The organism is Hydrogenophaga pseudoflava (genome assembly GCF_004353865.1).
In the GTDB taxonomy this organism is placed as follows: Bacteria; Pseudomonadota; Gammaproteobacteria; order Burkholderiales; family Burkholderiaceae_C; genus Hydrogenophaga; species Hydrogenophaga pseudoflava.
Genome location: NZ_CP037867.1, coordinates 1017506 through 1042551 on the forward strand (window position 1 = coordinate 1017506; position 25046 = coordinate 1042551).

Annotated in this window: 21 protein-coding genes, 1 tRNA gene and 1 pseudogene; 3 read left to right on the plus strand and 20 right to left on the minus strand. The window is 69.1% G+C overall.

Annotated elements, in window-relative coordinates; translation table 11 throughout:
* Positions 1-4: 4 nt before the first annotated feature.
* The 5 genes and pseudogenes from HPF_RS05070 to ureC form a co-directional block, all read right to left on the minus strand.
* Positions 5-92 (minus strand) — tRNA-Ser (locus tag HPF_RS05070).
* Between the two features lie 31 nt (positions 93-123).
* Positions 124-792, minus strand: a complete 669-nt coding sequence (gene ureG / locus HPF_RS05075) for an urease accessory protein UreG (RefSeq protein WP_066158501.1) — start codon at positions 790-792, stop codon at positions 124-126.
* Between the two features lie 11 nt (positions 793-803).
* A complete protein-coding gene (locus HPF_RS05080; protein ID WP_243721749.1) occupies positions 804-1520 on the minus strand; it encodes an urease accessory protein UreF in 717 nt (238 codons plus the stop codon).
* Positions 1504-2064 (minus strand): annotated as a pseudogene (ureE, locus tag HPF_RS05085) (urease accessory protein UreE); the annotation flags it as partial. The pseudogene ureE and the gene HPF_RS05080, both read right to left, overlap by 17 nt.
* Positions 2065-2084: 20 nt before the next feature.
* Positions 2085-3803 carry an urease subunit alpha gene (ureC, locus tag HPF_RS05090; RefSeq protein ID WP_133155925.1) on the minus strand — a complete coding sequence of 573 codons (1719 nt, stop codon included), beginning with the start codon at positions 3801-3803 and terminating at the stop codon, positions 2085-2087.
* 274 nt (positions 3804-4077) lie between these two features.
* On the opposite strand from ureC, the gene HPF_RS05095 reads away from it, so the two are divergent.
* Entirely contained in the window at positions 4078-5757 is a 1680-nt protein-coding gene (locus tag HPF_RS05095; protein ID WP_133155926.1) for a hypothetical protein, read from the plus strand.
* A gap of 3 nt (positions 5758-5760) precedes the next feature.
* On the opposite strand, the gene HPF_RS05100 is transcribed toward HPF_RS05095, so the two are convergent.
* From HPF_RS05100 to HPF_RS05110, 3 genes are all read right to left on the minus strand, one after another.
* Positions 5761-6069 carry an urease subunit beta gene (locus tag HPF_RS05100; protein WP_133155927.1) on the minus strand — a complete coding sequence of 103 codons (309 nt, stop codon included), beginning with the start codon at positions 6067-6069 and terminating at the stop codon, positions 5761-5763.
* Positions 6070-6079: 10 nt separating this feature from the next.
* The gene (locus HPF_RS05105; RefSeq protein WP_133155928.1) at positions 6080-6670 is read right to left on the minus strand and encodes a HupE/UreJ family protein; all 591 of its coding nucleotides are present in this window, start codon (positions 6668-6670) and stop codon (positions 6080-6082) included.
* 118 nt (positions 6671-6788) lie between these two features.
* Positions 6789-7091 carry an urease subunit gamma gene (locus tag HPF_RS05110; RefSeq protein WP_133155929.1) on the minus strand — a complete coding sequence of 101 codons (303 nt, stop codon included), beginning with the start codon at positions 7089-7091 and terminating at the stop codon, positions 6789-6791.
* A 164-nt stretch (positions 7092-7255) separates the two neighbouring features.
* Here HPF_RS05110 and HPF_RS05115 point away from each other — a divergent pair, with 164 nt between their 5' ends.
* Positions 7256-10720, plus strand: coding sequence for a hybrid sensor histidine kinase/response regulator (locus HPF_RS05115; protein ID WP_133158028.1), 3465 nt, complete (start codon positions 7256-7258; stop codon positions 10718-10720).
* Entirely contained in the window at positions 10717-11754 is a 1038-nt protein-coding gene (locus HPF_RS05120) for a response regulator transcription factor (RefSeq protein WP_133155930.1), read from the plus strand. Before HPF_RS05115 ends, HPF_RS05120 begins: the two co-directional genes overlap by 4 nt.
* Before the next feature lie 5 nt (positions 11755-11759).
* On the opposite strand, the gene HPF_RS05125 is transcribed toward HPF_RS05120, so the two are convergent.
* The 12 genes from HPF_RS05125 to HPF_RS05180 form a co-directional block, all read right to left on the minus strand.
* Positions 11760-12812 carry an aldose epimerase family protein gene (locus tag HPF_RS05125; RefSeq protein ID WP_133155931.1) on the minus strand — a complete coding sequence of 351 codons (1053 nt, stop codon included), beginning with the start codon at positions 12810-12812 and terminating at the stop codon, positions 11760-11762.
* A gap of 23 nt (positions 12813-12835) precedes the next feature.
* On the minus strand, positions 12836-14383 hold the full coding sequence (gene garD / locus HPF_RS05130) for a galactarate dehydratase (RefSeq protein ID WP_133155932.1): 1548 nt from the start codon (positions 14381-14383) through the stop codon (positions 12836-12838).
* Positions 14384-14414: 31 nt separating this feature from the next.
* Positions 14415-15359 (minus strand): 2-hydroxyacid dehydrogenase, encoded by a 945-nt coding sequence (locus tag HPF_RS05135; protein WP_133155933.1) that lies wholly within the window; start codon positions 15357-15359, stop codon positions 14415-14417.
* Positions 15360-15363: 4 nt separating this feature from the next.
* Entirely contained in the window at positions 15364-16689 is a 1326-nt protein-coding gene (gene gudD, locus HPF_RS05140; RefSeq protein WP_133155934.1) for a glucarate dehydratase, read from the minus strand.
* 7 nt (positions 16690-16696) lie between these two features.
* On the minus strand, positions 16697-17653 hold the full coding sequence (locus HPF_RS05145) for a Bug family tripartite tricarboxylate transporter substrate binding protein (protein WP_133155935.1): 957 nt from the start codon (positions 17651-17653) through the stop codon (positions 16697-16699).
* 17 nt (positions 17654-17670) lie between these two features.
* Positions 17671-18648, minus strand: a complete 978-nt coding sequence (locus HPF_RS05150) for a Bug family tripartite tricarboxylate transporter substrate binding protein (RefSeq protein WP_079364572.1) — start codon at positions 18646-18648, stop codon at positions 17671-17673.
* Between the two features lie 119 nt (positions 18649-18767).
* A complete protein-coding gene (gene kdgD, locus HPF_RS05155) occupies positions 18768-19685 on the minus strand; it encodes a 5-dehydro-4-deoxyglucarate dehydratase (protein WP_133155936.1) in 918 nt (305 codons plus the stop codon).
* A 141-nt stretch (positions 19686-19826) separates the two neighbouring features.
* Complete coding sequence (locus HPF_RS05160; protein ID WP_133155937.1) at positions 19827-21119, minus strand: glucarate dehydratase family protein; 1293 nt, start codon at positions 21117-21119, stop codon at positions 19827-19829.
* Positions 21120-21129: 10 nt separating this feature from the next.
* On the minus strand, positions 21130-22410 hold the full coding sequence (locus HPF_RS05165; protein ID WP_079364574.1) for a TRAP transporter large permease: 1281 nt from the start codon (positions 22408-22410) through the stop codon (positions 21130-21132).
* Entirely contained in the window at positions 22410-22970 is a 561-nt protein-coding gene (locus HPF_RS05170) for a TRAP transporter small permease (RefSeq protein ID WP_133155938.1), read from the minus strand. The genes HPF_RS05165 and HPF_RS05170 overlap by 1 nt, the downstream gene beginning before the upstream one ends.
* 133 nt (positions 22971-23103) lie before the next feature.
* Complete coding sequence (locus HPF_RS05175; protein WP_066160616.1) at positions 23104-24078, minus strand: TRAP transporter substrate-binding protein; 975 nt, start codon at positions 24076-24078, stop codon at positions 23104-23106.
* Between the two features lie 62 nt (positions 24079-24140).
* Positions 24141-25043 carry an SMP-30/gluconolactonase/LRE family protein gene (locus HPF_RS05180; RefSeq protein ID WP_133155939.1) on the minus strand — a complete coding sequence of 301 codons (903 nt, stop codon included), beginning with the start codon at positions 25041-25043 and terminating at the stop codon, positions 24141-24143.
* Positions 25044-25046: the final 3 nt, after the last annotated feature.

Sequence of the window (25046 nt, forward strand, 5' to 3'; positions counted from 1 at the left end):
GTCCTGGCGGAGACGGTGAGATTCGAACTCACGGACCCTTGCGGGTCGGCGGTTTTCAAGACCGCTGGATTAAACCACTCTCCCACGTCTCCGGAGTGGGCGGCATTGTAGCCGCCGGCGTGCTCAGTCCGTGGTGCCGGCCGGGGCCAGCATGCCGCGCTGTTCGATGAAGCGCACCACATCCTGCACGCCGTCCAGGGTCTTGAGGTTGGTCATCACCCAGGGCTTGCGCGCCGTGTCCGGCCGCATGCGCGCGGTGTCCTGCTTCATCACCTCCAGGTCGGCACCGACGTGCGGGGCCAGGTCGGTCTTGTTGATGACGAACAGGTCGCTCTTGGTGATGCCGGGGCCGCCCTTGCGCGGGATCTTCTCGCCCGCCGCCACGTCGATCACGTAGATGGTCAGGTCGCTCAGTTCGGGGCTGAAGGTGGCGGCCAGGTTGTCGCCGCCGGACTCGACGAACACGATGTCGGCGTCCGGGAACTCGCCCAGCATGCGGTCGATGGCTTCGAGGTTGATCGAACAGTCCTCGCGGATGGCGGTGTGCGGGCAGCCGCCGGTCTCCACGCCCATGATGCGTTCGGCCGGCAGCGCGCCGCTGACGGTCAGCAGGCGCTGGTCTTCCTTGGTGTAGATGTCGTTGGTGATGGCGACCAGGTCGTAGCGCTCGCGCATGGTCTTGCACAGCATTTCGAGCAGCGTGGTCTTTCCGGAGCCGACGGGGCCGCCGATGCCCACGCGCAGCGGGGGCAGGGTCTTGGTGCGGTGGGGGATGTGGTGCAGGGCGGTCATCGTGTGCGTCTTCAGGAACGGAAAAGCCGTGAGTACTGGGTTTCGTGGCGGGCGCTGAGGATGGCGAGCAGGGGCGTGAAGGCCTGCCGGTCGTCGTCGCCCATCGCCATCGCGTGGGCCACCGCAGCGGGTATGTCCGCTACCAGTCGCGCCAGCATGCGCTGGCCCGCACTCTGGCCCAGCGGCACCGACTTGATGGCGGCTTGCACCATGTTCTCGGCCCAGCCGAAGGCGAAGCCGGCCAGGCTGTCGGCCAGGGCGGCGCCCGAGGTCGCGGCGGCGCAGGCCATGGCGACCGGGTAGGCGGGCGGCTGCAGGTCGGCGGCCTGCAGGCGCTGCAGCACACCGCCGCCCAGTTCACCCAACGACTGCGCCCAGGCCTGCAGCGAGCGCCCCATCTGTTCGGTCTGCAGGCGGAATTCCTGGGTTTCCCGGGTGCTGAGCACCCACTCATTGAGCGCACGGATGCGGGCCAGGTCATGGGCCCGCCAGGCGGGGATGGCCTGCGCGACCACCGCCAGGTCGCTGCGCGCGAGCGAGAGCTGCAGCTGGTCGGTGAGCCAGGCGGCGGCGCTGGCCTCGTCGTGCACGAGCCCGGCGTCCACCGCCGCCTCCAGCCCTTCGGAATACGAGAAGCCTCCCACCGGCAGGGCCGGCGAGGCGAGCCAGAGCGTGTACAGCAGGCCCGCCGCCACGCTGGCCGGGGCGTCAGCCGTGGTCGTGGGCATGCGCGGGGTGGTGACCGTGACCATGGTCGTGCCCATGGTGATCGTGGTCATGGCTGTGGCCGTGTCCAGGGGTCGCGGCGTACGCGCCGCCCTCGGGTTCGAAGGGCTCGCGCACCTCGGCCACGTTCAGGTGCATGGCGCGCAGCATGTCGGCCAGCACGTGGTCGGGCTCGATCTTCAGGTGGTCGGGCTGCAGCTCGATCGGCACGTGGCGGTTGCCCAGGTGGTAGGCCGCGCGCATGAGGTCGAAGGCGGGGTCGTGGTCGTGACCGTGGTGGTGGTCGGTGCAGGCGGTGATCCTGAGCACCGGCTGCGGCGCGGCGATCACGCGCAGCAGCGAACCGTCCTGCGTGATCAGCACGTCACCGCCGCGCACCACGGTGCCGCGCGGCAGGAACACGCCGACGCGGCGGCCGTCCGAGGACTCGGCGTCGAAGCGGCTTTTCTGGCGCACATCCCAGTCGAGCGTGACGGTGGCGGCGCGGCGCACCAGCACCGGCGCCAGGCCCTTGCCCTGTGGGACGAGTTTGGAGACTTGGAGCATGGAACTTCCCTGTTTTGCTATCAAAACAGGAAGTATCGCTGGGCCATGGGAAGTTTGCTGGCGGGCTCGCAGGTCAGCAGCACGCCGTCGGCGCGCACGGTGTAGCGCTGCGGGTCGATCTCCATCTTCGGCAGGTAGCTGTTGTGCACCATGCTGGCCTTGGTGACGCCGCGGCAGTGCTGCACCGCCACCGTGGTCTTGGCCAGGCCGTATCGCTGCGCCACGCCTGCGGCCTGCGCCGCTTGAGACACGAAGCTGAAGCTGCCTCTGGCCAGCGCACTGCCGAAAGCGCCGAACTGCGGCCGGTAGTGCACCGGTTGCGGCGTCGGGATGGAGGCGTTGGGGTCGCCCATGGCGGCCAGCGCAATGCTGCCACCCTTGAGGACCAGGGCCGGCTTGACGCCGAAGAAGGCCGGTTTCCAGATCACCAGGTCGGCCCATTTGCCGACTTCGAGCGAACCCACGATGTGCGACATGCCGTGTGCGATGGCCGGGTTGATCGTGTACTTGGCGATGTAGCGTTTGACGCGGAAGTTGTCGTTGCGCGAGCTGTCCTCGGGCAGCGAGCCGCGCTGCGCTTTCATCTTGTCCGCCGTCTGCCAGGTGCGGATCACCACCTCGCCCACGCGACCCATGGCCTGGCTGTCGCTGCTCATGATGCTGATCGCGCCTATGTCGTGCAGGATGTCCTCGGCCGCAATCGTCTCGCGGCGGATGCGGCTTTCGGCGAAGGCCAGGTCTTCCGGAATCGACGCGTCCAGGTGGTGGCAGACCATCAGCATGTCGACGTGTTCGTCGAGCGTGTTGACGGTGTAGGGCATGGTCGGGTTGGTGGAGGAGGGCAGGAAGTTGGCCTCGCCCACCACGCGGATGATGTCGGGTGCGTGGCCGCCGCCGGCGCCTTCGGTGTGGAAGGCACACAGCGTGCGGCCCTTGGTCGCGGCGATGGTGTCTTCCACGAAGCCGGACTCGTTGAGCGTGTCGGAGTGGATGGCGACCTGGGTGTCGGTTTCCTCGGCCACGTCCAGGCAGTTGCTGATGGCACTCGGCGTGGTGCCCCAGTCCTCGTGCAGCTTGAGACCGATCACGCCGGCCTCGATCTGCTCGCGCAGCGGCGCGGGCTGGCTGGCGTTGCCCTTGCCCAGGAAGCCGATGTTCATGGGCAGACCGTCGGCGGCCTGCAGCATGCGTTCGATGTGCCAGGGGCCGGGCGTGCAGGTGGTGGCAAAGGTGCCGGTGGCCGGGCCGGTGCCGCCGCCGAGCATGGTGGTGATGCCCGAGGCCAGGGCCTCGTCCACCTGCTGCGGGCAGATGAAGTGGATGTGGCTGTCGATGCCGCCAGCGGTGACGATGTTGCCTTCGCAGGAAATGATCTCGGTGCCGGCACCGATGACGATGTCCACGCCGGGTTGCGCGTCGGGGTTGCCGGCCTTGCCGATGGCCACGATGCGGCCGTCCTTGAGGCCGATGTCGGCCTTGACGATGCCCCAGTGGTCGACGATGAGGGCGTTGGTCAGGACGGTGTCCACCGCGCCTTCGGCACGCGTTCTTTGCGACTGCGCCATGCCGTCGCGGATGGTCTTGCCGCCGCCGAATTTCACTTCTTCCCCGTAGCCACCCGCGGCCAGGGTGAAGTCCTTCTCGACCTCGATGAGCAGGCCGGTGTCGGCCAGGCGCACGCGGTCGCCGACGGTGGGGCCGAACATGTCGGCATAGGCGCGTTTGGGAATGCTGGCCATGCGGTTACCTGAAGGCTGTCCGGGCGCGGGCTTGAACGGGAATACCGGTGGCGGTAACCGAAGTTCACAACCGTATCTTTTTCAAGCAAACCGTGCCGGCGGTTGATGTTTCAATGTTTGCGGTTTGGAGTGGGCCATCTTCAGCATGAACCGTGCCAGTGCGGTGGGTGCTCTGGTTGCACTCGGTGGTGTCGGTTGACCAAGTGGATACAAGATGGCGTTGAGAAACGGTGAGCGGATGGCGGCCAGGTGGCCGAAGACCTGTGGATGGTGCGTGGCGGTGCTTCTGGCGGTGGGCCTGGGCGGCTGCGGAGGTGGCCAGGACGCAGACGGGGGCGGTGTGGTGTCGTCTGCATCGTCCAGTCGCGCCGATGCGGTGGACGACCCGGGGACCGATCCCTGGTTGAAGTCCGCGGAGTTGAACGCGGCCGAGGTGCAGCAAACGGACGTGGCTGCAGGAGAAAGTGGAAGCCCGGCGACGAACATCGTCGCCAAGGCGGTGACGCCGGTGAACGTGTACCGCTTCTACAACCGCAACAGCGGTGCCCACTTCTACACGGCCAGTGCCACCGAGCGGGACCGGGTGATCGCCACCGTGCCCGTGCTGGCCTACGAAGGCCTGGCCTTTCAGGCCAGCGGCACCTCAGACGCCGCCCTGAGCCCGGTGTACCGGTTCTTCAATGGCCAGACCGGTGTGCACTTCTACACCATCAGCCAGTCGGAGCGCGACCACATCATCGCCACCCTGCCCCAGTTCACCTACGAGGGCGTGGCCTACCACGCCCGCACGGCGGCGGGCACAGGCTTCCGGCCGCTCTACCGCTTCTACGTTGCCAATCGCGGTTTCCACTTCTTCACGACCAGCTCGTCAGAGGCCGGACAGGTGATCGCCACCCTGCCGCAATACCGGTACGAAGGCGTTGCCTACTACGTGCTGGGGGAGGCCGATCCCCAGCCCCCTGCGGGCGTGGGCTACCACGGCAACCCGGTACCCGTGCCCCCGGACGGCGCGGCGGTGGACACCAGCCAGCCCGATCGGTTGATCGGCAGTGGCACCCCCGCCAGCTGCACCGGGCAGGCGGTGGTGGATGCGGTGGCCCTGGGCGGCAAGATCCGGTTCAACTGCGGGCCGAACCCGGTCACCATCACCCTGCCGAGCACGGCCAAGGTCTTCAACAACCGGCCCGACGTCACGCTCGACGGCGGCGGTCTGGTGACGCTCAGCGGCGGTGACCGCGTGCGCATCCTCTACCAGAACACCTGCGACCCGGCCCAGGTCTGGACCACCTCGCACTGCAACAACCAGGAGACGCCCCGCCTGACGGTGCAGAACATCGGCTTCACGCAGGGCAACTCCACCGGCCAGCTCACCGATGGGGGCGGCGGTGGCGCGATCTTCGTGCGCGGCGGGCAGTTCAAGATCGTCAACAGTGTCTTCACCCGCAACCGCTGCGAGACCACCGGCCCCGACATGGGCGGCGGCGCCGTGCGGGTGCTCAGCATCTACCAGAACCGGCCGGTGTATGTGGTGGGCAGCACCTTCGGCGGTGGGCTGGGTCTGGGCAACAGCTGCTCCAACGGCGGGGCGCTCAGCAGCATCGGCGTGTCCTACAGCGTCTACAACAGCCTGCTCACGCACAACTCGGCGGTGGGCAACGGCGCCAACCCGGCCCGGGCAGGCACCCCCGGCGGCGGCAGCGGCGGTGCCATCTACAACGACGGCAACAGCTTCACGCTGTCGGTCTACGGCAGCATGGTCAGCGACAACTATGGTGTCGAGGGCGGCAGCGCGGTGTTCTATGTGAGCAACGACCGCAGCGGCCTCATGACGCTGTCCAACTCGGTGTTCGTGCGCAACCCGGCCACACGCTTCGGCACCGCCGGGCTGCCGGGCTTCTTTGTGCTGGCCGCGCCCGGCCAGCCGGTGGTGACGAACACCACCATTTCGCACTGAGGCTCAGGCCAGGGGGCCCTGGGTCAGACCGCGGAAGCCGTACACGACTCGGTCGCCGGAGAAATCCACCAGCTCCACCGTGCGCTGCTGGCCGGGCTCGAAGCGCACCGCGGTGCCGCTGGCGATGTTCAGGCGCTTGCCTTGCGCGGCGGCGCGGTCGAAGGACAGGGCCGCGTTGGTCTCGGCAAAGTGGTAGTGCGAACCGACCTGCACCGGGCGGTTGGCGGTGTTCTGCACCACCAGGGTCAGCGTGGCGCGGCCGGGGTTGAGGGCGTGCTCGCCCTCGTCGATCAGGTATTCGCCGGGGGTCATGGCGCGGCGCTCACAGTTGGGCAAACAGGTACAGGCCGGCGCCGCCGAGCGCAGCGCCCAGGCCGCCCAGGGCCGCGCCCCGGCGCTCGCTGAACAGGCGCCGGATGGCCAGGCCCACACCCACGCCGCCGATGTGCAGGGCGGCGGTGGTCAGCAGGAAGCCGGCGGCGTAGCCGGCGAAGCCGGTGACGGGGGTTTCCGAGCCGTGGGCGAGGCCGTGCAGCACGGACGCCATGGCGATCAGCCCCAGGCCCAGGGCCGGCGGCAGGGGCCGGGTGGCGATGGCCAGCATCAGCCCGAACAGCACCACCGACATCGCGACGCCCTGTTCCAGATAGGGCAGGGTCAGACCCATGGTGCCGGCCAAGGCGCTGAGCACCAGCGCGAGTAGGAAGGTCGCGGGGCCTTGCCAGGCCTTGCCCGCCGGCAGGGCCGAGACCGACCACACGCCCACGGCCACCATGGCCAGCAGGTGGTCCAGGCCGAAGGGGTGGACCAGGCCTTCCATCAGGCTGCTGGTGCCGTGGCCGGTGTGGGCTTGGGCGGCGAGGGCGGTGGTGGCCAGTGCGGCGGAGAAAAGGGTCTTGACGATTCGTTTCATGGGAACCTCTGCAAGTGCGTTGGAGCGAAATGTCTGATTCAAGGGCGCCGCGGAACCGGCTTTGCCGGGCCGCCAGCACCGCCCCTGGGGGGTGACGCGCGCAGCGCGGCGCGGGGGGTCAACTGATCGGAGTATGGACGGTGACCAGCTTGGTGCCGTCCGGGAAGGTGGCTTCGACCTGGATGTCGGGAATCATCTCGGGCACGCCCTCCATCACGTCGTCGCGGGTGAGCACCGTGCGGCCTTCGCTCATGAGCTGGGCGACGGTCTTGCCGTCGCGGGCGCCTTCCATCACGGCGGCGCTGATCAGGGCCACGGCTTCGGGGTAGTTGAGCCTGAGGCCCCGCGCCTTGCGCCGTTCGGCCAGCAGGGCGGCGGTGAAGATCAGCAGCTTGTCTTTTTCTCTCGGTGTCAGTTCCATGGGCGGTCCTTGTTCTTTGGGGTCTGACAGCAAATCCCGTGCCCTCCCGGGGCCGGCACGAAAGCTGCACAAACCACCGCGTGAACCCAAGGCCTGATCCAGCTCCACCCCAGCGCATCATCAAGGTGCGCCGCGACTACAACAGCTGGGTCGGCCGCGAGACCATGGAGGACTATGCGCTGCGTTTCACACCGCAGCGTTTTCGCCAGTGGAGCGAGTGGCGGGTGGCGAACACGGCGTTCGGCGCGGCCTCGTTCCTGATCCTCGAAGCGGTGGGCGCCACGCTGCTGGTGCAGGTCGGCTTCGTCAACGCCTTCTGGGCCATCCTCGCCACCGGCCTCATCATCTTCCTGGCCGGCCTGCCGATCAGCGTATACGCCGCGCGCTACGGCGTCGACATGGACCTGCTCACGCGCGGCGCGGGCTTCGGCTACATCGGCTCCACCATCACCTCGCTGATCTACGCCAGTTTCACCTTCATCTTCTTCGCGCTTGAAGCCGCCGTCATGGCCTACGCGCTGGACCTGGCGCTGGACATCCCTCCGGCCTGGGGCTACCTGATCTGCGCCCTGGTGGTGATTCCGCTGGTCACCTACGGCGTGTCCATCATCAGCCGCTTCCAGGTCTGGACCCAGCCGCTGTGGCTGGTGATGATGGTCGTGCCCTTTGTGGCGGTCTGGGCGCTCGATCCGGGTGCGTTTTCCAATGTGGTGCATTACGGTGGCGAAAGTGGTGCGGGCACCGCGTTTGACTGGCACCTGTTTGGTGCGGCGCTGACCGTTGGCATCGCGCTCATCACGCAGATGGGCGAGCAGGCCGACTACCTGCGCTTCATGCCTGCGCCGCAGCCGGGCCGGGCAGGGCGATGGTGGGCCGGCGTGCTGGCCGGCGGCCCGGGCTGGGTGGTGCTGGGCGTGCTCAAGATGCTGGGCGGCGCGCTGCTGGCCTACCTGGCCATCAGTCACATGGTGCCCACCGAGCGCGCGGTCGACCCCAACCAGATGTACCTGGCGGCCTACGAATACGTGTTCCCCAACTACGGCTGGGCGGTGGCGGCGACGGCGCTGTTCGTCGTGGTCTCGCAGCTCAAGATCAACGTCACCAACGCCTACGCCGGCTCGCTGGCCTGGAGCAACTTCTTCTCGCGCCTGACGCACAGCCACCCGGGTCGCGTGGTCTGGGTGGTGTTCAACACCCTGATCGCCTTCATGCTGATGGAGATGGAGGTGTTCCGTGCGCTGGGAGAGGTGCTCGGTCTCTACAGCAACATCGCCATCGCCTGGATCATGGCGGTGGTGGCCGACCTGGTGATCAACAAGCCACTGGGCTGGAGCCCCAGGGGCATCGAGTTCAAACGCGCGCACCTGTACGACATCAACCCGGTCGGCGTGGGCGCGATGGGCCTGGCCTCGGTGCTGTCGATCACGGCGCACATGGGCCTGATGGGCGCAGGCGCCCAGGCCTTCTCGGCCGTGATCGCGATGGTGACGGCGCTGATCACTTCGCCGCTGATCGCGTGGGCGACCAAGGGCCGTTACTACATCGCCAGGGCTGCTCAGTCCAGCACACACCGCGGAACCGGCTCCGCCGGGCCGCTGGTGTGGCCCCCCTTCCAGGGGGGTGACGCCGCAGGCGGCGCGGGAGGTACACACAAGTGTGTGATCTGCGAACGCGACTACGAAGGCCCCGACATGGCCCATTGCCCCGCCTACCAGGGGCCGATCTGCTCGCTGTGCTGCACGCTGGACGCGCGCTGCGGCGACCTGTGCAAACCGCACGCGCGGCTGTCGGTGCAGTGGCAGTCGGCGCTGCGCACGGTGCTGCCGCAGCGGGTCTGGCCCTACCTGGAGGCGGGGCTGGCCCATTACCTGTTGCTGATGCTGGTGATCGCACCGGTGCTGGCGGCGGTGCTCGGGCTGCTCTACCGCCAGCAGGTCGAGGGGCTGGGACAGGGCGTCGCCGCGGTCGGCGACGTGGGCCTGCTCGACGCGGCGCTGCGCTCGGGCTTTCTGCGCGTCTACGCGGTGCTGCTGCTGATCGCGGCCACGGTGGCCTGGTGGCTGGTGCTGGCGCACAAGAGCCGCGAGGTGGCGCAGGAGGAGTCCAACCGCCAGACGCGGCTGCTGATGCAGGAGATCGAATCGCACCGCCGCACCGACGAGCAGCTGCAACGCGCGCGCGAAATCGCCGATCAGGCCAACCAGGCCAAGAGCCGCTACATCAGCACCATCAGCCACGAGCTGCGCACGCCGCTCAACAGCATCCTCGGCTACGCCCAGCTGCTGCAGGAAGACCGCGAGCTGGCGCCGCACCGCGCGCAGGCGATCCGCGTGATCTACCGCGGTGGCGAACACCTGCTCTCGCTGATCGAGGGCACGCTGGACATCGCGCGCATCGAGTCCGGCAAGCTCCAGCTCGACGTGAAGCCGATGGCCTTCGCCGACACCGTGCGCGAGGTGGCCAGCATGTTCGAGCTGCAGGCGGCGGCCAAGGGCCTGCGCTTCGTGTTCGAGCCAGGGCCCCGCCTGCCCGAGGCGGTGCGCGCCGACGAGAAGCGGCTGCGCCAGATCCTCATCAACCTGCTGGGCAACGCGGTGAAGTTCACGCGCGCCGGCGAGGTGCGGCTGACGGTGGGCCATGCGCGCGAGATGGCGGTGTTCGAGGTCAGCGACACCGGGCCGGGCATGACCACCGCCGAACTGGACCGCGTGTTCGAGCCCTTCGCGCGCGGGCAGCAGGCCGAGGGCGGCTCGGCGGCGGCGGGCGGCGGCACCGGTCTGGGCCTGACGATTGCCAAGATGCTGACCGACCTGATGGGCGGCGAGATGACGGTGCGCAGTGCGCCGGGCCAGGGCACGGTGTTCAGCGTGCGCCTGTTTCTGCCGGCGCTGCACGGCGCGGCCACGCGCCCGGCCGCGGTGGCGGCGCCGGTGACCGGTTACGAGGGCCCGCGCCGGCGCGTGCTGGTGGTGGACAACGAAGAGAGCGACCGCGAGCTGATCGCGCGCTGGCTGCAGCCGCTGGGCTTCGAGGTGCTGATGGCCACCAGCGGCCACGACGCGCTGGCCCTGCTCGACGGTGTGGCGCCGGGCAGCGAGCGCGCGCCGCACGCGGTCTTCATGGACCTGGCCATGCCCGGCATCGACGGCTGGGAGACGCTGCGCCGGCTGCGCGCCGCGGGCTGGTCGTCGGTACCGATGGCGGTGGTGTCGGCCAACGCCTTCGACAAGGGCCTGCAGGCCGACGCCGCCGACGGTCGCCCGGCCGACCAGGCCTTCTTCGTCAAGCCGGTGCGGCGCGACGACCTCACGGGCTGGCTGCAGCAGCAGCTCGGTCTGCGCTGGGTGCACGCGCCGGTGGCCGCCGAGGCCGCCACCGCAGCGACCACGCCGGCCGCTGTGGTGCCGCCGCCCGCCGAACACGACTTCTCGCCCCTGCTGGAGCTGGTGCGCCTGGGCTACGCCAAGGGTGTGATGCGCTGGCTCGACGACTGGGTGGCCAACCACCCCGACCAACTGGCGTTTGCCGACGCGCTGCGCGCCCTGGCGCGCGAGTTCCGCTTCGAGGCCATCGAACAGCGCCTGCTGCCGCTGGGCGCGGGCCAGGCTTCCTCCGACCGCACCGCATGATCCGCTCGCCCGACCACCCCTCCCCCGACGCCCCGCTGGCCGCCGAACCCGGCGCGGTGGTGCTGATCGTCGACGACGTGCCCGACAACGTGGCGCCGCTGCACGACGCGCTGGACGACGCCGGCTACACCGTGCTGGTGGCGCTGGACGGCGAGGCCGCGATCCGCCGTGCGCGCCAGGCCCTGCCCGACGTGGTGCTGCTGGACGCGGTGATGCCTGGCCTGGACGGCTTCGAGGTCGCGCGCCAGCTCAAGGCCGACCCGCAGACCGCCCACATTCCCATCCTGTTCATGACCGGCCTGACCGAGACCGAGCACCTGGTCGCCGCGCTGGAGGCGGGTGGCGTCGACTACGTGACCAAGCCCATCAAGCCGCGCGAGGTGATGGCGCGCATGGGCGTGCACCTGCGCCAGTCGCGCCAGAGCCGCCAGGGCGCGGTGGAGCGCAGCCAGGCGCGCAACGCGCTCGACGCCTTCGGCTACGCCACCATCACCGTGCGCGCGCGCGACGGCCGGCTGATGTGGCAGACCCCGCTGGCGCGCGACCTGCTGCAGCGCTACTTCGGCACCGAGGCGCCGGTGACACCTGCGCCGGTGCTGCAGTGGCTGGAGCGACTGCTGCCGGAGTTCGCGGCGCCGCCCGCGGCGGGCCAGCCGCTGCGCGAACCGCCGCGCCTGACCATCGACCAGGGGCCGCGCCGCCTGAGCTTCCGCCTGCACCAGCAGATCGGCGACGAGGACGAGGCCCAGGGCGAACCCGGCGACTGGCTGATCGTGATGCAGGAGACCTCGGACGCGGCGGTGCTCGAAGCGCTGGCCCAGGCCTTCGGCCTCACCGCGCGCGAGGCCGAGGTGCTGTACTGGGTGGTCAAGGGCAAGATCAACCGCGACATCGGCGACATCCTCGGGTCCAGCCCAGCGACGGTGAAGAAGCACCTGGAGCGCATCCACGCCAAGCTGGGGGTGGAGACGCGCACCGCGGCCGCAGCCATGGCCATCAACCGCGTGCCGTTGCTCCAGCCACGCGGCGGCTGAGCCGTTCAGTCGCGGGTGCCGAAGCGGTATTCGGTGCGCGCCCGGTAGGGCTGGTTCGCCGCCACGCGCAGGAGCGGGAACGCCGGGCAGTTCACCGCGTTGGGGTACTGCTGCGGTTCCAGGCACAGGCCCGCGCGCGGCCGGTGCACCACGCCGTGTTTGCCGATGTCCGGCGTGGCGCCCGTGCCCAGAGCGCCTGCGGTGTAGACCTGCATCACCGGCTCGGTGGTCCACACATCGAGCGTGCGGCCCGAGGCCGGGCTGTGGGTCTGGGCCACGTGCCGCAGACCGCCGTCCGGTGGGCCGGCGAGTTCGTAGGCGTGGTCGATGTCGGGCAGGTCGCCCAGCCGCCGCGGCTGGCGCAGGTCCAGCGCGTGGCCGTCCAGCAGCATGCGTTCGCCCGTGGCGACGTTGTCCGCATCGGCGGCCAGCAGCCGGTCGGCGAACACCTGCAGGCGGTGCTCGTCGACGAGGTGCTCGCCCGGTCCGTCGAGGTTGAAGAAGATGTGCGGCGCGAAGCTCGCGGGCGAGGCCGGGCTGGCGGGGCAGACCGCCACCGCCTCGTGCTCCACCACCAGGGTGGGGCCGTCGGTGAGGCGGTAGCTCAGCGTGAGGTCGAGGATGCCGGGGTGCCGGTCCACCGAGGGCTCGAAGCGCAGGCGCAGCGTGAGCGCATCGGGCGTGTCCTGGTGGGCCGAGAACACGCGGTGGCGCGAGCCGTTCGGCCCGCCGTGGATGCTGTGTGGGCCGGCGTTGGCGCCGAGGGTGTAGGCCGTGCCGTCGAGCGTGTAGCGCGCCTGCGCGATGCGGCCGGCGACGCGACCGATGAAGGCACCCATCGACGGTGCGCCGGCCTGCAGCGCGGCCAGGCTGTCGTAGCCCAGGGCCACGTCGCCCCGCACGCCGTCGCGGTCGGGCACGAGGATCTGCAGCACCTTGGCGCCGAGGTTGCAGACGGCCACCTCCATGCCGCTGGCGTGGCGCAGGCGGAACAGGGCGACCGGCTCGCCGCCGACTTCGCCAAAGAACCGGGCGGGGTCGAGTCGCGGGTGCTTCATGCGGTCGGCAGCGCTCTTCTGGCTCAGGTCACCGGTGCCGGGTTGAACAGCACCAGGTCGTTGTGCAGGCCCCACTTTTCGGCCCAGGTCTTCTCGCCGCTGGCCACCGCCAGCATGCGGTGGAACAGTTCCCAGCCCAGCTCGTCGATGCTGGCTTCGCCGCTGGCGATGCGGCCCGCGTTGATGTCCATCAGGTCGTGCCAGCGGCGCGCCAGGTCGTTGCGCGTGGCCACCTTGATCACCGGGCACTCGGCCAGGCCGTAGGGCGTGCCGCGGCCGGTGGTGAACACGTGCAGGTTCATGCCGGCGGCCAGCTGCAGCGTGCCGCAGATGAAGTCGCTGGCGGGGGTGGCGGCGAACACCAGGCCCTTCTGCTTCACCTTCTCGCCCGGGGCGATCACGCCGTGGATGGGGCCGTTGCCGCTCTTGACGATGGAGCCCATGGCCTTCTCGACGATGTTCGACAGGCCGCCCTTCTTGTTGCCGGGCGTGGTGTTGGCGCTTCGGTCGGCCTGGCCGCGCGCGAGGTAGGCGTCGTACCAGGCCAGCTCGCGCATGATGGCGTCCGCTACCTCCTGCGTCGCGGCGCGGCGCGTAAGCTGGTCCACCGCGTCGCGCACTTCGGTGTTCTCGCTGAACATCACCGTGGCGCCGGCGCGCACCAGCAGGTCGGTGGCAAAGCCCACCGCCGGGTTGGCCGTGATGCCGGAGAAGGCGTCGCTGCCGCCGCACTGCACGCCCACCACCAGCTCGCTCACCGGGCAGGTGGTGCGCTGGCGCGCGTTCAGGCGCTCCAGATGACCCTTGGCCTGCGTGAGGATCGAATCGATCATCGACATGAAGCCGACGTGCTTCTCGTCCTGCAGACAGACCACGTCCGGTCCTTGGCGCTCGTCGCTGATCGGGATGCTGCCCGGCGGCAGCAGCCGCTCGGGCTGCAGCTTCTCGCAGCCCAGGCTGAGCACCATCACCTCGCCGCCGAAGTTGGGGTTCATCGCCAGGTTGCGCACAGTGCGGATGGGGATGATGGCGTCGGGCGCGTCGATGGCCACGCCGCAGCCGTAGCTGTGCGTCAGGCCCACCACGCCGTCCACATTCGGGTACTTCGGCAGCAGGTCTTTCCTGATGCGCTCGACGGCGAATTCGAGCACGCCCGCCACGCACTGCACCGTGGTCGTCACGGCCAGCAGGTTGCGCGTGCCCACGCTGCCATCGGCGTTGCGGTAGCCCATGAAGGTGTGACCTTCGAGCGGCGGCAGATCGGCGGGTGGTTGCGGTGCGGGCAGGCCCTGCAGCGAACGCGCCTCGGGCATCACCAGCCGCTGTTCGTTGACCCAGCCGCCGGCGGGAATGTTCACCGCGGTGTGGCCGATGACCACGTTGTAGCGGCGCACGGCGGTGCCAGCGGGCAGGTCGGCCAGCGCGACCTTGTGGCCCTGCGGCACGGCCTGCACGAGCGTGGGTCCGCCGGGCAGGGCGGTGCCGGCGGGCAGGCCGCCGTCGTTGACGACCACGGCCACGTTGTCGTCGGTGTGGATGCGGATGGTGCGCGGGGTCACGGGTGCGTTCATGGTCGGCAGGCGGGTCGGAGGCGGAAAAGGGTCAGGCCGCGCGGGCGGGCAGGGGTTCACCGGCCAGGCCGGCGCGCAGGTTGGCCAGGGTGAGGTCGGCCATGGCCTGGCGGGTGTCGTGGGTGCCGCTGGCCATGTGTGGCGCCAGCACCACCTGCTCCATCGCCAGCAGGGCAGCGGGCACGCGGGGCTCGTCGTCGAACACGTCCAGCGCCGCACCGCCCAGTTCGCCGCTCTGCAGGCTGGCAATCAGGGCGGCTTCGTCCACCACGCTGCCGCGCGCCACGTTGACCAGCAGGCCCTTCGGCCCCAGCGCGCGCAGCACCTCGGCGTTGACCAGGTGGTGCGTGGCCGGTCCGCCGGCCACGGTGAGCACCAGGAAGTCCGCCCATGCGGCCAGCGCCAGCAACGACGGCTCGTGGCGCCAGGCCACGCCCTCGGCCGGTCGGCGGTTGGTGTAGGCGATGGCCATGTCGAAACCGGCCGCGCGCCGCGCCACCGCCTGGCCGATGCGGCCCAGGCCCACGATGCCCAGGCGCTTGCCGCTGACGCGTGTGGTCAGCGGGTAGCGGCCCTGCAGCCAGTCGCCGCGCCGCACGAAGCGGTCGGCCGCGGCGATGCGGCGCGCGCCGTCGATCAGCAGGCCCATGGCCAGGTCGGCCACGCAGTCGTTGAGCACATCGGGTGTGTAGCCCACCGGCAGACCGGCGGCGCGCGCCGCGTCCAGCGGCAGCCGGTCCAGGCCCACGCCGAAAGACGACACCACCTTCAGCGCCGGCAGTTGCGGCAACCAGGCGGCCGGCACCCCCACCGGGGCCGAGGTCACGACCGCCGTCACGCGCGCCGCATCGGCGCGGTTGGCCAGCGGCGCGTCGGCGGTGAGGGCCTGTGCGCTCAACACTTCGTGCTGTTCGCGCAGTGCCGCTTCCAGCGCCGGCATCAGCGGGCCGATCTGCAGGACGGTGGTGGTTTTCATGGGATCAGCGGACAAGGCAAGGCTTCTTGTTGTCGAACTTCCAGCCCGGGATCAGGTACTGCATGGCGATGGCGTCGTCGCGCGCGCCCAGGCCGTGCTGCAGGTAGAGCTGGTGGGCCTTCTCGACCTCGGCCATGTCGATCTCGATCCCCAGACCCGGCTTCTTCGGCACCTGCACGCAGCCACCTTCGATCTTCATCGGCTCCTTGGTCAGGCGCTGGCCGTCCTGCCAGATCCAGTGCGTGTCGATGGCCGTGACCTTGCCCGGTGCGGCCGCGCCCACGTGGGTGAACATGGCCAGCGAGATGTCGAAGTGGTTGTTCGAGTGCGAACCCCAGGTCAGGCCCCAGTCGCGACAGGTCTGCGCCACGCGCACGCTGCCGGCCATGGTCCAGAAGTGCGGGTCGGCCAGCGGGATGTCCACGCTCTGCAGCGCCAGCGAATGCGCCATCTGCCGCCAGTCGGTGGCGACCATGTTGGTGGCGGTGGGCAGGCCGGTGGCGCGGCGGAACTCGGCCATCACCTCGCGGCCGCTGAAGCCTTCTTCGGCACCGCAGGGGTCTTCGGCATAGGCCACCACGCCGCGCATCTTCTCGCCCAGGCGGATCGCGTCTTTCAGCAGCCAGCCGCCGTTCGGGTCCAGCGTCACGCGGGCCTCGGGGAAGCGTTCGTGCAGCGCGGTCACGGCCTCGACCTCGGCGTCGCCCGCGAGCACGCCGCCCTTGAGCTTGAAGTCCTGGAAGCCGTAGCGCTTCTGCGCGGCCTCGGCCAGGCGCACCACGGCCTCGGGCGTCATCGCGGCCTCGTGGCGCAGGCGGCACCAGTCGTCGGCGTTGTCGGGTTCGCTCGCGTAGGGCAGGTCCGTCTTGTTGCGGTCGCCGACGAAGAACAGGTAGCCCAGCATCTGCACCGCATCGCGCTGCTGGCCTTCGCCCAGCAGGGCCGCCACCGGCACGTCCAGGTGCTGGCCCTGCAGGTCCAGCAGGGCCGATTCCACAGCGGTGACGGCGTGGATGGTGGTGCGCAGGTCGAAGGTCTGCAGGCCGCGGCCGCCGCTGTCGCGGTCGGCGAACTGGCTGCGCATGGCGTTCAGGATGGCCTGCAGGTTGCCGATGGACTGGCCTTCGACCAGCGCCCGCGCGTCCTCCAGCGTCTGGCGGATCTTCTCGCCGCCCGGCACCTCGCCCAGGCCGGTGTGGCCCGCGTTGTCGGTGACGATGACGATGTTGCGGGTGAAGAAGGGCGCGTGCGCACCCGAGAGGTTGAGCAGCATGCCGTCCCGGCCGGCGACCGGGACGACACGCATCGACTGGACGATCGGTGCGGTCATGGGAAGGTCAATCCGCCTTGATGCCACGCGAGGTGATGAGCTTCTGCCAGCGCGAGAACTCGCTGGCCTGGAAGGCCGCGAACTGCTCGGGCGTGTTCAGCACGACCTCGAACCCCAGTTCCAGCAGCTTGGGCTTGATGGCGGGGTCGTTGATCGAGGCCACCACGGCTTCGTGCACGCGCTTCTTCACATCGGCGGGCAGACCCTTGGGCGCGGCCACGGCCTGCCAGGACTGCACGTTGGCGTCCTTCACTCCGCTTTCTTCCAGCGTGGGCACCTCGGGCAGCAGGGGCGAGCGCTTGGCGCTGGTGATGGCCAGGGCGCGCAGCTTGCCGACCTTGATCTGCGGCATGGCGGTGTTGATGTTCATGAACGACGAGTCCACCTGGTTGCCCAGCAGGTCGCTCATCACCGGGCCGCCGCCCTTGTAGGGCACGTGCACGCCGCTGGTGCCGGTCTGCTGCCAGAACAGCTCGGCCGTCAGGTGGTCGCTGGAGCCGTTGCCGGACGAGGCGAAGGTCATCTTGCCGGGGTTGGCCTTCTGGTAGGCGATCACGTCGGCCAGCGACTTGTGGGCCGAGGCGGCGGGCACCACCAGCACGTTGGGCGCCTGCACCACCACGGTCACCGGGTCCAGGTCCTTGAGCGCGTCGTACTGCACCTTGATCAGGTGCGGCGCGATCACGAAGGGGCCGAGCGACGCCACCAGGAAGGTGTGGCCATCGGCCGGGGCGCGGGCGACGAAGGTGGCGCCGATGGTGCCGGTGGCGCCGGCCTTGTTCTCGACGATCACGGTGGCGCCGCCGCCAAGCTTCTCGCCCATCTTGCCGGAGAGCTGGCGGGCGATCAGGTCGGTGGAGCCGCCGGGCGGGAAGGGCACGACCAGGGTGATGGGCTTGTCGGGCCAGGCGAAGGCGGAGAGGCTGGTGGCCACCAGGGCAAGGGCAATCAGGGACTTTTTCATGATGGGTGTCTCGGTGTTCAGTTTTCCAGGGTGATCTTTTCTTCGCGCACGACCTGCGCCATTTCGGGCAGCTCGGACTTGATCCAGGCGGCGAACTCGGCGCTGCTCATCGCAGAGGGCTCCAGGCCCAGCGACTGCAGCTTTTCCTTCACGTCGGGCAGGGCGGTGATGCGCTGCACCTCGGCGTGCACCAGGTCCACCACGGCCTTGGGCGTGCCGGCCGGGGCCAGCAGGCCCTGCCAGCTGCCGGTCAGGAAGTTGGGCGTGGTCTCGGCCACGGCCGGGGTGTCGGGCAGTTCGCTCCAGCGCTTGGCCGACGACACCGCCAGCAGCTTGAGCTTGCCGGCCTTGACGTGCGGGTAGGTCGCGACCATGCCGTTGAAGGTGACGTCCATGTGGCCGCCGACCAGGTCGGTCATGGCCTGGGCGCCGCCCTTGTAGGGCACGTAGTTCCACTGGATGCCGTTGCGGCGCGCGAACTGCACGCCGGCCAGGTGGGTGGCGCTGCCGATGCCGGCGGCGGCGGCGAAGTTCAGTTTGCCGGGGTTGGCCTTGGCGTACTTCACCAGCTCGGCGATGTTGTTGGCCGGCACCTTGGTGCTGACCACCAGCAGGTGGGGCGAGTAGCCGACCATGGCCACCGGCACGAAGTCCTTCTGCACGTCGAACGGCAGCTTGTACAGCGCCGGGCTGATGGTCAGGTTGCCCACATCCATCAGCACGAAGGTGTAGCCGTCGGCCGGCGACTTGGCGACCAGGTCGGCGCCGATGTTGCCGGCGTTGCCGGCCTTGTTCTCGACCACCACGGGCTGGCCCAGCTTCTCGCTCATCTTCTGGCCGACCAGGCGGGCCAGCACGTCGGAGGTGCCGCTGGCCGGGAAGGGAACGACGATGCGGATGGGCTTGTTCGGGTAGGCCTGGGCCAGGGCGGCGGTGCTGCCCAGGGCCAGTGTGGCGGCCGCCGCAGCGGTCAGCAGGAAATGGCGTTTGTTCATGATGTCTCTACTGGTGGTTGTGAAGGGGAGTCAGGCCAGGGGCGCCGTGGAACCGGCTTTGCCGGGCCACCAGCGCCGCCCCCTGGGGGGTGACGCCGCAGGCGGCGCGGGGGGTACCTTTATTGCGGACCCAAAGCGTCGATCAGCGCCTTGAGTTCGTCCATCTCGCCGGGCTTCAGGTCGGACAGCGGCGCGCGCACCGGGCCGGCGTCGTGGCCGACCAGCCTGGCGCCCGCCTTGATGATGCTCACGCCATAGCCTTCGACGCGGTTGCGGATCTTCAGGTAGGGCATGAAGAACTGCCTGAGCAGCTTGTGCTGCGTGGCCATGTCGTCGGTGCGCACGGCTTCGTAGAACTGCACCGCGGTCTTGGGGATGAAGTTGAAGACGGCGGACGAATACACCGGGGTGCCCAGCGCCTTGTAGGCGGCGGCGTACACCTCGGCGGTGGGCAGGCCACCCAGGTAGGCGAAGCGGTCGCCCATCTTCATGAAGATGGAGGACATCACTTCGATGTTGCCCATGCCGTCCTTGAAGCCGATCAGGTTGGGGCAGCGCTCGGCCAGGACGGCCAGCGACTCGGGGGTGAACCGGGTGCGGTCGCGGTTGTAGACGATGACGCCGAACTGCACGCTCTTGCAGACCTGCTCCACGTGGGCGATCAGGCCCTCCTGGCCGGCTTCGGTCAGGTAGTGCGGCAGCAGCAGGATGCCGTGGGCACCCAGGCGCTCGGCTTCCTGCGCGTGGGCGATGGCCGTACGGGTGGGGCCACCGGCGCCGGCAATGATGGGCACCTTGCCGCGGCAGGTGTCCACCGCGGTCTTGATGATCTGGCCGTATTCCTCGCCGTAGAGCGAGAAGTACTCGCCCGTCCCACCGGCGGCGAACAGCGCGCTGGCGCCGTACGGGGTCAGCCACTCCAGGCGGGCGGCGTAGGAGGCGGCATTGAAGTTGCCCTGGGCGTCGAAGTCCGTCACGGGGAAGGACAGCAGGCCGCTGGACATGACTTGTTTGAGGTCTTGGGGGGTGTATTGCATGGTGGTTCAGCCTGGGTGGGTGGAGAAGGTGGTGTCGGCGATTGAGTTATAGGATGTCAGACAACTGACGTGATTGTGCGAAAATGGAGAGGAGGGCGTCAAGGGTTTCGGTGCACGTATGTGGAAACCCCTTATCCCCTGTCAGAAGCGCGGCTGGTGACCGGTGAAGCCGGGGTCGTACTTGCGCATCTGCCCCAGGTCGTCCCGGTTGCGGATGCCCGTGTTCAGGTAGTTGTCATACAGGCGGGCCAGGGCCTCGCGGTCGATCTGCACGCCCAGACCCGGTGTGCTCGTCACCCGCAGGCTGCCGTCTTCAAACTGCAGGCGCCCGCCCTGCACCACCTCGTCGTCCTGCCAGGGGTAGTGCGTGTCGCAGGCGTAGGACAGCAGGGGCACCGAGGCGGCCAGGTGGGTCATGGCCATCAGGCTGATGCCCAGGTGCGAATTCGAGTGCATCGACAGGCCCAGGCCGAAGGTCTCGCACATCAGCGCCAGGCGCTGAGTGGCGCGCAGGCCGCCCCAGTAGTGGTGGTCGCTCAGCACGATCTTGACCGGACAGCCCATCTCGGCGTTGCGGCGGAATTCCTTCAGGTCGGTGACCACCATGTTGGTGGCCAGCGGCACGTCGCAGGCGGCGGCCACGGCGGCCATGCCCTCCAGCCCAGGGGTCGGGTCTTCGTAGTACTCCAGCACGCCGCGCAGCTGCTCCACCACCTGCAGGCTGGTGGCCACGGTCCAGTTGGCGTTGGGGTCGATGCGCAGCGGCGCGCCGGGGAAGGCCTGGGCCAGCGCCCGCATCGCGGCCACTTCCTGCTCGGGCGGCAGGGCACCGGCCTTGAGCTTGATGCTCTTGAAGCCGTACTGGTCGATCATGCGGCGCGCCTGCGCCACCATCTGCCCGGGCGTGATGCCTTCGCCGAACGGGTCGGGTGCGTAGGGCTTGTCGATGTGCTCGGCGTACTTGAAGAACAGGTAGGCGCTGAACGGCACGGCCGGGCGTGCGGCACCGCCCAGCAGGTCCACCACCGGCGCGTTCGCCAGCTGGCCCTGCAGGTCCATCATCGCCACCTCGAAGGCGCTGATGACCTTGGCCACCGTCTTGGACACGTGCGTGCCCGGAGCCAGCGAGACCTGCTGGCCCAGGAACTCCGAGGCGGACATCTGCCTGGGGGCCACCAGCGCGGCCACGCGGGTGTCCATCTCGTTGAGCGCCCAGGGCGAGAGCCCGGTCAGCGCGGGCGCGGCCTTGGCCAGCGCCTCCAGCATGGGCAGGTCGCCGTAGCTTTCGTTGATGCCGACCAGGCCCGAGTCGGTCTCGATCTCGATGATCGAGCGCAGGGCCCAGGGCTCGTGGATGCCCGCCGCGTTGAGCAGCGGCGGGTCGCGGAACGCGATGGGCGTCACGCGGACGTGGCGGATGGCGTGCGAGGTCATGCCGCGGTCCTCACAGCAGCAGGCCGGGCAGCCACAGCGACAGCGCGGGGATGTAGGTAACCGCGATCAGCACCAGCAGCAGGGCTCCGAAGAAGGGCAGCAGGGCCTTGACCACCTGCTCCATCGGCAGCTTGGCCACGGCCGCACCGACGAAGAGCACGCCGCCCACCGGCGGGGTGATCAGGCCGATGCCCAGGTTCACCATCATGATCATTCCGAAGTGCACCGGGTCCACGCCGATGCTCTTGATGACGGGCAGCAGGATGGGCGTGAGGATCAGGATCAGCGGCGCCATGTCCATCAGCGTGCCCAGCGCCAGCAGCAGCAGGTTGATCAGCGCCAGGATCACGTAGCGGTTGTCCGACAGCGTGGTCAGCGCGGTGGTGATCTGCAGCGGGATCTGCATCAGGGTCATGATGTAGCCGAAGCTTGCGGCAAACGCGATCAGGATCATCACGATCGACAGCGTCTTCACCGTGCGGTGCACCAGCTTCGGCGTCTCGGCCCACTTGTAGTCGCGGTAGACGAACATCGTGACGAAGAAGGCCCACAGCACCGCGATGGAGGCCGACTCGGTGGGCGTGAACACGCCGCTCAGGATGCCGCCGAGGATGATCACCATGGTCATCAGGCCCCAGAGCGCGTCGGCGCAGATCTTCAGCGCCTGCTTCATCGGAATGACCTCGCCCTTGGGGTAGTTCTTCTTCTTCGCGGTCCACAGGCACAGCACGGCCAGCGTGGCGCCCAGCAGCAGGCCCGGCAGCACACCGGCGATGAACAGCGCGGCGATGGACACCGTGCCGCCCGCGGCCAGCGAGTAGATGACCGCGTTGTGGCTGGGCGGGATCAGGATGGCCTGCACCGAACCCGAGACCGTGACGGCGGTGGCGAAGTCGCGCGGGTAGCCCTTCTTCTCCATCTCGGGAATCAGGACGGTGCCGACCGAGGCCGTGTCGGCCATGGACGAACCCGAGATGGCGCCGAAGAAGGTGGAGGCCAGGATGTTCACCAGCGACAGGCCGCCACGAATGAAGCCGACCAGCACGTTGGCGAACGCCACCAGGCGCCGCGCCATGCCGCCCTCGGCCATGATGGCGCCGGCCAGCACGAAGAAGGGAATGGCGAGCAGCGAGAACTTGTTGACGCCGTTGGCGATCGCGATCATCACCGCGTCCAGCGGGATCTCGATCCACCAGGCGCCGATCAGCGCCGCGATGCCCATGGCGTAGGCCACGGGGGTGCCGATCAGGATCAGCACGAAGAAACTGCCGAGCAGGACCCAGGCTTCCATCACGCCACCCCTTCTGCGTTCGCTTCGGCCTGGGCCGGTTCGTGGTCAAAGGTGACGACAGCGTTGTGGCGCTGGTCGCCCAGGAGGATGTGTTCGAGCACGAACAGCGCGGTCACGGCACCGCCGACGGGCACCGGCAGGTAGGTGAAGCCCACGGGCATCCAGGGCAGCTCGGGAATCGACTGGCCCCAGGTGCCGATGCACAGCTGGATGCCGTACCAGAGCATGAACAGCGAGACGGCCAGCATCAGCAGGTGCACCACGCCGCGCAGCGGGCGCTGCACCGACGACGGCAGGCGCTGCGTGACCATTTCGACGGCGATGTGGCCGCCCGCGCGGTAGCTGCAGGCCGCGCCGAGAAAGGTGAACACCACCATCAGCAGGATGGAGATCGGCTCGGGCCACTGCGCGCCCGTGCCCAGCACGTAACGCGAGAAGATGCCCCATGGAATGAAAAGGGACATGAAGAAGATGCACGCCCCGGCGATCCAGATGCAGGCCAGGTAGACCAGGTCCAGGAAGCGCGAGACGGGATGTCCGCTGGAAGGGTGGTGACTCATGAGAGCCTCGGAGAGAGGGAGGGGAAAGAGAAGTGGCAGGGCGAGCGCGTCCAGCACACACCGAGGAACCGGCTTCGCCGGGCCTCAGGTGTGTCCCCCTGGGGGGAAGCCGCGATGCGGCGCAGGGGGGGACTTACTTCACAGCGGCGATGCGCTGCATCAGGTCCTGGAACTTCGCTCCGTACTTGGCGCGCACCGGCTCGGTGGCGTCGTAGAAGGGCTTGTTGTCGATGTTGATGAACTCGACGCCGGCCGCCTTGAGCTTGGCCGAGTACTCCTCCACGCTCTTGTCCCAGAGCTGGCGCTGCTCCAGCTGGGCCTCGCGGGCCAGCTTCTTCACCAGGGCCTGGTCGGCCGGGCTGAGCTTGTCCCAGGCCACCTTGGACATCACCAGGATCTCGGGAATGATCAGGTGGTTGGTCTGGCTGTAGTACTTGGCCGGCGTGTTGTAGTGGTTGGCGGTGAAGTAGCTCGGCGGGTTGTTCTCGGCGCCGTCGATCACGCCGGTCTGCAGCGAGGTGAAGACCTCGCCGTAGGCCATGGCGATGCCGTTGCCGCCCATGGCGTTCATGGTGTCCACGAACAGCGGGTTGCCCATCATGCGGACCTTCTGGCCCTTGAGGTCGGCGGGGGTGCGCACCGGCTTCTTGGTGTAGAGGCTGCGCGCGCCGCCGTCCATCCAGCCCAGGCCGACCAGGCGCGCCGGGCTGGCGGTCACCTTGGCCAGCAGCTCGTCGCCCACGGCGCCGTCGATCACGGCGCGCATGTGCTTGATGTCGCGGAACACGAAGGGCATGTTGAACACGTCCACCTCGGGCACCACCGGGCCGATCACGCCCAGCGAGATGCGGGCCATCTGGATCGCGCCCAGCTGCACCTGCTCCACGGCCTCTTTTTCCTGGCCCAGCACGGCGCCGGGGAACATCTGCACCTTGATGCGGCCTTGCGTGGCGGCTTCGAGCTTCTTGCCCATGTTCTCGACGGCGACCACGGTGGGATAGCCGGCGGGGTGGGTGTCGTGCGACTTCAGCACGGTCTGGGCCTGTGCGGTCAGGGGCAGCAGGGCGGCCAGCACCATGCTGGCGATCAGTCGGCGTTGCAGTTTCATCAAAGTCTCCGTTGTGGTGGTTGGGTTGAGGTGAAGAAAACCGTGCCGGCGCGTTGGTGGGTTCAGGGGACGCAGCGCGGCTCGTCCAGGCCCCTCACGCCCGGACGCAGTGCAAAAACGCCGCCGGCCAGGGGCTGATCGGTCAGATCACCGCCGGGCCGGATGGACGTGACGAATAGGGTGTCGAGCCCGGCGCCGCCGAAGGCGCACATGGCCGGCTTCTTCACCGGCACCGGCAGCGAGCGGTCGAGCCGGCCGTCGGGTGTGAAACGGTGCACCAGGCCGGCGTCGTTGCCGCAGATCCAGTAGCAGCCGCCTTCGTCCACCGCGGCGCCGTCGGGGCGGCCGGGCAGGGGCTTGAAGTCGATGAACACGCGGCGGTCGCGCGGCGTGCCGGTGTCGGTGTCGTAGTCGAAGGCCCAGACGGTCTGCACGTCGGGGTGCGAGTCCGAGAGGTACATGGTCCGGCCGTCGGGGCTGAAGGCCATGCCGTTGGGGGTGATGAAGCCGTCCAGCAGTGCGTGCAGCCGCGTCCCGTCGAGGCCGTAGAGGCTGCCCGAGGCGCGCGCGAGCGACATGTCCATCACCATGGTGCCGGCGCGCAGACGGCCCTGGCGATCGCAGCGGCCGTCGTTGAAGCGCATGCCGGCCTCGGGCTGGTCGATGCGGACGACCCAGTCGCAGTCCACCGTGCCGTCGGTCTGCGGCGTCAGGCGCGCAACGCCGGTTTCCATGGCCGCGATCCACTGGCCGTGGGGCAGGGCCTCGCTGCCGGCCGCCAGCGCGATGCAGCCGGTCTGCTCGGGCGTGGGCCACTGCAGCGCGCGGCCGCTGGCGACGCTCCAGCACCAGAGCTGCTTGCCAGGAATGTCCACCCACCACAGGCACTGGCGCGCAGCGTCCCAGACGGGGCTCTCGCCCACGCCGTTGCGGGCGTCCAGCAGCAGCTCGGCTTGATCGCTCATGGC